This window comes from Streptomyces africanus, from assembly GCF_002150735.1.
In the GTDB taxonomy this organism is placed as follows: domain Bacteria; phylum Actinomycetota; class Actinomycetes; order Streptomycetales; family Streptomycetaceae; genus Streptomyces; species Streptomyces africanus.
Window position 1 is genome coordinate 1 of sequence record NZ_MUKA01000384.1, and the last position, 7421, is coordinate 7421.

At 72.5% G+C, this 7421-nt stretch carries 6 protein-coding genes; 5 read left to right on the forward strand and 1 reads right to left on the reverse strand.

What is annotated here, in order from left to right:
- Nucleotides 1–26: 26 nt before the first annotated feature.
- Nucleotides 27–1076: a LacI family DNA-binding transcriptional regulator gene (locus CCL05_RS36880; RefSeq protein WP_086565000.1), complete on the reverse strand. Its 1050-nt coding sequence runs from the start codon at nucleotides 1074–1076 to the stop codon at nucleotides 27–29.
- A 290-nt stretch (nucleotides 1077–1366) separates the two neighbouring features.
- Between CCL05_RS36880 and CCL05_RS36885 the strand changes: the two genes are divergently transcribed.
- The 5 genes from CCL05_RS36885 to CCL05_RS36905 all read left to right on the forward strand — a co-directional run.
- A complete protein-coding gene (locus tag CCL05_RS36885; protein ID WP_086565001.1) occupies nucleotides 1367–2518 on the forward strand; it encodes a Gfo/Idh/MocA family protein in 1152 nt (383 codons plus the stop codon).
- Nucleotides 2515–3684: a dihydrodipicolinate synthase family protein gene (locus CCL05_RS36890; RefSeq protein ID WP_086565002.1), complete on the forward strand. Its 1170-nt coding sequence runs from the start codon at nucleotides 2515–2517 to the stop codon at nucleotides 3682–3684. Before CCL05_RS36885 ends, CCL05_RS36890 begins: the two co-directional genes overlap by 4 nt.
- Nucleotides 3681–4517, forward strand: coding sequence for a sugar phosphate isomerase/epimerase family protein (locus CCL05_RS36895; protein ID WP_167409687.1), 837 nt, complete (start codon nucleotides 3681–3683; stop codon nucleotides 4515–4517). The genes CCL05_RS36890 and CCL05_RS36895 overlap by 4 nt, the downstream gene beginning before the upstream one ends.
- A 482-nt stretch (nucleotides 4518–4999) precedes the next feature.
- Nucleotides 5000–6844, forward strand: a complete 1845-nt coding sequence (locus CCL05_RS36900; protein WP_086565003.1) for a glycoside hydrolase family 3 protein — start codon at nucleotides 5000–5002, stop codon at nucleotides 6842–6844.
- Nucleotides 6845–6958: 114 nt separating this feature from the next.
- A partial coding sequence (locus tag CCL05_RS36905) for a hypothetical protein (protein WP_086565005.1) occupies nucleotides 6959–7421 on the forward strand: 463 nt, incomplete at its 3' end.

Here is a 7421-nt window from a genome sequence, read left to right on the forward strand (position 1 = left end):
TCCAGGCCCGGGCCTGGACGCCGAGGTCAGGAAACCCGCGGCACCCCGGAGGAACCCCGCACCATCAACTCCCCCCGCACCGAAGCGATCCCCCCGGGCGGCGCCTCCTCGCGCCCCATCGCGATCCGCCCGGCCCGCGCCCCGGCCTCCGCCAACGGCAACCGCACCGTCGTCAGCGCGGGCACCGCGTCGATGCTGAACGGCAGATCGTCGAACCCGGCCACCGACACGTCCTCCGGGATCCGTAGCCCGGAGTCCCGCAGTGCGGCGCACGCCCCCAGCGCGACGGAGTCGTTCGCGGCGACGACCGCCGTCAGCGACGGGTCGCGCCGCAGCAGTTCCAGCGTCGCTTCGTAGCCGGACCGCCGGTCGTAGCGCCCGTGCACCGTCCACCGGGGGTCCTCCTCGATGCCGTGCGCGGCGAGCGCGGCCCGGTGCCCCTCCAGCCGGTGCCGGGTGGTCGTCCGTTCCTCCGGGCCCGCGATATAGCCGAGGCGCCGGTGCCCGAGCCCGATCAGGTGCTCGGTGAGTTCCTGCCCGCCCCCGCGGTTGTCGAAGGTCAGCGCGATCGCCCCGGTCTCCGGCGCCGGCGGCCGCCCGCACAGCACCACCCGCGTCCCGGCGTCCGCGAGCTTGCGCACCTTCGTGTCCATCGCCGCCTGGTGCGCCGCGTCCTCGATCGCCCCGCCGGTCAGCACCACGGCCGCCGCCCGCTGCCGCTGCAACAGCGTGAGATACGTCAGCTCCCGCTCGGGCGAGCCCCCCGTGTTGCAGACCACCGCGAGCCTCTCCCCGCCCGCGCGGCCGCCCGGTCCGCCGATCTCGGCCTGGATCGCGCTCGCCATGATCCCGAAGAACGGGTCGGCGATGTCGTTCACCAGGATCCCGACCAGGTCGGAGGTGGCGGCGGCCAGGGCGCTCGCGGGCCCGTTGAGCACGTAGTCCAGCTCGTCCACGGCCTTCAGCACCCGCTCCCGGGTGGATGCGGCCACGGGGTAGTTCCCGTTCAGCACGCGCGACACCGTCGCGGGCGAGACCTGCGCGCGGGCCGCCACGTCCGCCAGGGTCACCGTCATCTCGTCGTCCTCCGGTCGCGCATCTCGTCGTCCGCCCTCATCCACATGCAGAGTCGCCCTCGTACACATACAGACCTGTGGCCTTGGTTCCGACCAACCCATGGCCATGGTTCCGAGCAGACCTTAAGCCCCCGGCCCGGGGTTGTTCGCCCCCTCGAACAACTCGTCCTGGTCACGGTCTTGTCCGGACCGCGGTTCAGAGGCTAGCTTCTTCATGTATAGAAAGCGCTTGCTGTCACGCTCACCAGTCGGGCGTACGCGGCGCGACGACCGCGTACGAAGGGAACGACGTGACACGCAAGACGGTGCGGATCGCCATGAACGGCGTGACCGGGCGCATGGGCTACCGCCAGCACCTGGTCCGCTCCATCCTCGCCCTCCGCGAGCAGGGCGGCCTCGACCTCGGCGACGGCACCGTGCTGTGGCCCGAGCCGATCCTGGTCGGCCGCCGTGAGCACGCGCTCAAGGCGCTGGCCGAGCAGCACGGCCTTGAGCACGTCTCGACCGACCTGGACGCGGTCCTCGCCGACGAGAGCGTGGACATCTACTTCGACTCCCAGGTCACCTCCGCCCGCGAGGAGGCGCTCAAGAAGGCCATCGCGGCCGGCAAGCACATCTACACCGAGAAGCCCACGGCCACCGGCCTCGACGGCGCCCTGGCCCTCGCCCGCCTGGCGAACGAGGCCGGCATCAAGCACGGCGTCGTCCAGGACAAGCTCTTCCTCCCCGGCCTGCTCAAGCTGAAGCGCCTCATCGACGGCGGCTTCTTCGGCCGGATCCTGTCCGTGCGCGGCGAGTTCGGCTACTGGGTCTTCGAGGGCGACTGGCAGGCCGCGCAGCGCCCGTCCTGGAACTACCGGGCCGAGGACGGCGGCGGCATCGTCGTCGACATGTTCCCGCACTGGGAGTACGTCCTGCACGAGCTGTTCGGCCGGGTGAAGTCCGTCCAGGCCATCGCCACCACCCACATCCCGCAGCGCTGGGACGAGAACGGCAAGCCCTACGACGCCACGGCCGACGACGCCGCGTACGGCATCTTCGAGCTGGAGGGCGGCGCGATCGCCCAGATCAACTCCAGCTGGGCCGTGCGCGTCAACCGCGACGAGCTCGTCGAGTTCCAGGTGGACGGCACCGAGGGCTCGGCGGTGGCCGGCCTGCGCAACTGCCGCGTCCAGCACCGCTCGGCCACGCCCAAGCCGGTGTGGAACCCGGACATCCCCGCCACCGAGGTCTTCCGCGACCAGTGGCAGGAGATCCCGGACAACGCCGAGTTCGACAACGGCTTCAAGGCGCAGTGGGAGCTGTTCCTCAAGCACGTCTACGCCGACGCCCCCTACCACTGGGACCTGCTGGCCGGCGCCCGTGGTGTCCAGCTCGCCGAGCTGGGCCTGAAGTCCTCGGCCGAGGGCCGCCGTATCGACGTTCCGGAGATCCAGCCGTGACCATCCGACTCCCGGACAGCAACGGGGCGTCGCGGACGTACGAGCCGCGCACCGAACCGCTCCTGGTGACGCCCGGCACGCCCTTCACCTCCCGCACGGTCTACTCGGCGGCGCACGTCGTCGCCGACCCGTACGCGGACGTCTCCCCCGACTCGCCCGCCGCCGTCGACTGGGACGCCACCCTGGCCTTCCGCCGGCACCTGTGGTCGCACGGGCTGGGCGTCGCCGAGGCGATGGACACCGCCCAGCGCGGCATGGGCCTGGACTGGGCGGGCGCGGCGGAGCTGATCCGCCGGTCGGCCGCGGAGGCGAAGTCGGTCGGCGGCCTGATCGCCTGCGGCGTGGGCACGGACCAGCTCTCGGCCACCGAGGTCGGCTACCCGTACAGCCTGGCGGAGATCCGCGCGGCCTACGAGGAGCAGCTCGCGGTCGTCGAGGAGTCGGGTGCGCGGGCGATCCTGATGGCCTCCCGGGCCCTGGCGGCGGTCGCCAAGGGGCCGGAGGACTATCTGGAGGTCTACGGCCACCTGCTGCGCCAGGCGTCCGAGCCGGTCGTCCTGCACTGGCTCGGCCCGATGTTCGACCCGGCGCTGGAGGGCTACTGGGGTGCGACGGACCTGGACGCCGCCACCCGCACCTTCCTGGACGTCATCGCCGCCCACCCGGATAAGGTCGACGGCATCAAGGTCTCGCTGCTGGACGCGCAGCGCGAGATCGACATCCGCCGCCGCCTGCCGCAGGGCGTGCGCTGCTACACGGGCGACGACTTCAACTACCCCGAGCTGATCGCCGGCGACGAACAGGGCTTCAGCCACGCCCTGCTGGGCATCTTCGACCCGCTGGGCCCGCTGGCGGCTCAGGCGGTCCGGGTGCTCGACACGGGGAACACGCAGGGCTTCCGCGACCTGCTGGACCCCACCGTCGGACTCTCCCGGCACCTCTTCCAGACCCCGACCCGCTTCTACAAGACGGGCGTGGTGTTCCTGGCCTGGCTGGCCGGCCACCAGTCCCACTTCACGATGGTCGGCGGCCTCCAGTCGGCCCGTTCGCTGCCGCACCTCGCGAAGGCGTACGAACTCGCCGACGGTCTGGGCCTGTTCCCCGACCCGAAGCTGGCGGAGGAGCGGATGAAGAACCTGCTGGGCGTGTACGGGGTGGACCAGTGAGCGCCGCGGAGCTGGAGCGCTTCTCCATCAACCAGATGACGGTGAAGCAGCTGTCGATGCCGGAACTGGTCGCATCCTGCGGTGAGTTGGGCATCACGAACCTCGGGTTGTGGCGCGAGCCGGTCCAGACGTACGGGCTGGAGGCCACGGCGAAGCTGGTCCGGGACGCGGGCCTGACGGTGACAACGTTGTGCCGGGGCGGCTTCTTCACGGCGATCGACCCGCAGGAGCGCGCTCAGGCCCTGGCCGACAACCGCCGGGCGATCGACGAGGCGGCGACGCTGGGCACCGACACGCTGGTCCTGGTCTCGGGCGGGCTCCCGGCGGGCTCGAAGGACCTGCACGGGGCCCGCGAACGCATCGCGGACGCCCTGTCGGAACTGGGCCCCTACGCGGAGCGGCACGGCGTCCGCCTGGCGATCGAGCCGCTGCACCCGATGTACGCCTCCGACCGCTGTGTGGTGTCGACGCTGGCCCAGGCCCTGGACCTGGCCGAACGCTTCCCGGCGCAGCAGGTCGGCGTCACGGTCGACACGTACCACATCTGGTGGGACGACACGGCTCCCGCGCAGATCGCCCGGGCGGGTGCGGGCGGCCGCATCCACACCTTCCAGCTCGCCGACTGGACGACCCCACTGCCGGAGGGCGTGCTGACCGGCCGGGGCCAGATCGGCGACGGCTCGATCGACATGCGGGAGTGGCAGCGGTACGTGGAGGCCGCGGGCTACACCGGTGCCATCGAGGTGGAGCTGTTCAACGACGGCCTGTGGGCGAGGGACGGCCGGGAGGTGCTGGCGGAGACGGCGGCGCGGTTCATCGAGCACACCTTGTGAGTCGGGCACACCTTGTGAGTCGAGCACACCTGTGATCCGTCACGGTCGTAGGCCACGTCCCCCCGGCCGGCCTACGACCGTGCGAGGAACCCGTTCACCCGGTACGGCGAGCAGGGGATGGCCGGAAGCGGTGGCTCATCCGCCTCGTTGAGCCGCTGGTTCATCCCGCGTACCGACTTCCGGAAATCCGGCCCGGGCCGGGAACCACGCCCGGACTCGCGTCGTCCAATCGCAGGCCGCCGGAGAGTCACCACGGTGCGGTGTCGGCCCTCGCTGCTGGCTGCGATCGCTGACCACCCTCTCCGCCGTACCGCGGCCGGCGGCACCGCCGCCATCGGCGCGTCCCCCTCCAACCGCGCCGGTGGCGGCCCCGGCACGGTTACTGTGCGCTCCCTTGACTGGCAGAAACTTCCCGGTTAGTGGTGACCCGTTGGAAGTTTCCTTCAGCGGATCCCAGCGGATCACCTCCGGAAGGAGCGCACGTGCACGACACCGGCACGGGAAGCACGGGAAGCACGGGAAACACCGCACAGCCCTCCAGACGCACCGTCCTCGCCGCGACGGCCGGCGCCGCCGGCGCCCTCGCGGCCGCCGGGCCTTCGTACGCCGCCGGCGCCCCCGACGACAAGCAACTCCACGCCCTCGTCTCGCGTATGACGCTGGAGGAGAAGGTCGGCCAGCTCTTCGTGATGCGGGTGTACGGCCACTCCGCCACCGCCCCCGACCAGGCCGACATCGACGCCAACCTCAAGGAGATCGGGGTCCGTACGGCCGCCGAGCTCGTCGCGAAGTACCGGGTGGGCGGCATCATCTACTTCGCCTGGGCGCACAACACCCGCGAGCCGCACCAGATCGCGGCTCTGTCCGACGGCATCCAGCGGGCCTCCCTGGGACTGCCGCGCGGGCTGCCCGTGCTCGTTTCCACCGACCAGGAGCACGGGATCGTCGCCCGGGTGGGCAGGCCCGCGACGCTGTTCCCGGGCGCCATGGCCGTCGGCGCGGGCGGGGCGCGGTCCGATGCCCGCAGCCTCGGGCGGATCGCCGGGCGTGAGCTGCGGGCGATGGGCATCCGGCAGGACTACTCCCCCGTGGCCGACGTGAACGTCAACCCGGCCAACCCGGTCATCGGCGTCCGGTCCTTCGGCGCCGACCCGAAGGCGGTGGCCGCGCTGGTGGCCGCCGAGGTCGCCGGGTACCAGGGGTCCGGGGTGGCGGCGACCGCCAAGCACTTCCCCGGGCACGGGGACACCAACGTCGACAGCCACACCGGCTTCCCGACCATCACGCACAGCCGGGAGCTGTGGGAGAAGCTGGACGCACCGCCGTTCCGGGCGGCGATCGCCGCGGGCATCGACTCGATCATGACGGCGCACCTGATGGTCCCGGCCCTCGACGACTCCGGCGACCCGGCCACCCTCTCCCGCCCGATCCTCACCGGCATCCTCCGCGAACGGCTCGGCTACGACGGGGTGGTGGTGACGGACTCCCTCGGCATGGAGGGCGTGCGGACCAAGTACGGCGACGACCGGGTGCCGGTGCTCGCGCTGAAGGCGGGCGTGGACCAGCTCCTCAACCCGCCGGACCTGGACCTCGCCTGGCACGCCGTCCTCGCGGCCGTACGCAGCGGCGAGCTGACCGAGGCGCGGCTCGACGCATCGGTCCTGCGGATCCTGCGGCTGAAGACGAAGCTGGGGCTGTTCCGCGCGCCGTACGCCGGTCAGGACGGTGTCGACCGCGCCGTCGGCACCCGGGCGCACCTGGCGGCGGCCGACCGGATCGCCGAGCGGACGACCACCCTGCTCGTCAACGAGGGGCGGCTGCTGCCGCTGTCCCGGCGCCGGTACCCCAAGCTGCTGGTGGTCGGCGCCGATCCGGCCTCGCCGTCGGGGACGACCGGGCCGCCGACCGGGGTGCTCGCCGCCGCGCTGACCGGGCTCGGCTTCACCGCCACCGCCCTGTCGACCGGGACGGCCCCGTCCGCGGCGACCATCGCCCGGGCGGTCGCGGCGGCGCGGGACGCGGACACGGTGGTGGCGGCGACGTACAACGTGACGGCGGGCAGCGGCCAGAAGACGCTGGTCGAGCAACTCGTGGCGACGGGGAAGCCGGTCGTGGCGGTCGCGATCCGCAATCCGTACGACGTGGCCCAGTTGCCCTCCGTCCCGGCGTGCCTCGCGGCGTACTCCTGGACCGACGTCGAACTGCGGGCCGCCGCACGGGTGATCGCGGGCCGGGTGGCTCCCCGCGGGAAACTCCCCGTGCCGGTGCAGCGGGCGGATGATCCGGAACAGGTGCTGTACCCGATCGGGTACGGGCTGACGTACTAGACGTACGCCACGGACCGGGCGCACCACCCCCAACGTGCGCAAACCCTCCCAGGTGCCTGGCGTGCGCCCCACCGCGGCAGCCACGCTGGGTCAGGGCACTTCTGGGGGACGGCGATGCACGTGAGAAGTTCGGCGGGGGTGGTGCGGGGGCTGCTGGTGCTGGTCGGTGTGGTGCTGACCGGGTGTCAGAGCCCCTCGGCGGGCGTCGCGGAGGACGGCCGGCCGGGCGGGCCGGCGTCGGGGCCGGCCACCGCCGGGTCGCCGCCGGTGACCCGGCCGTCCGGGTACGGGGCGGTGTTCCTCGCGGTCGACGAGTGCAGTTCGTTCGGCACGACGAGCTTCACCGAGGTGCCGTGCGCCGGTGAGCGGGCGGCGGCCCGGGTCGTGGCCCGGCACGACGGCACGGTCCGCGACGGGCCGCGCTGCCCGGCGACCACGGACTTCGTGCTGCACATCAGCGAGCAGCGGCCCGCCTCCGACGAGGACGGCGACGGGGCGGTGCCACAGGGCTACGCCTGTATGCGCAACCTCCAGCCGCCGCACCCGGGCGACCCGGGCGGCGGCTGGAGGTTGCGCA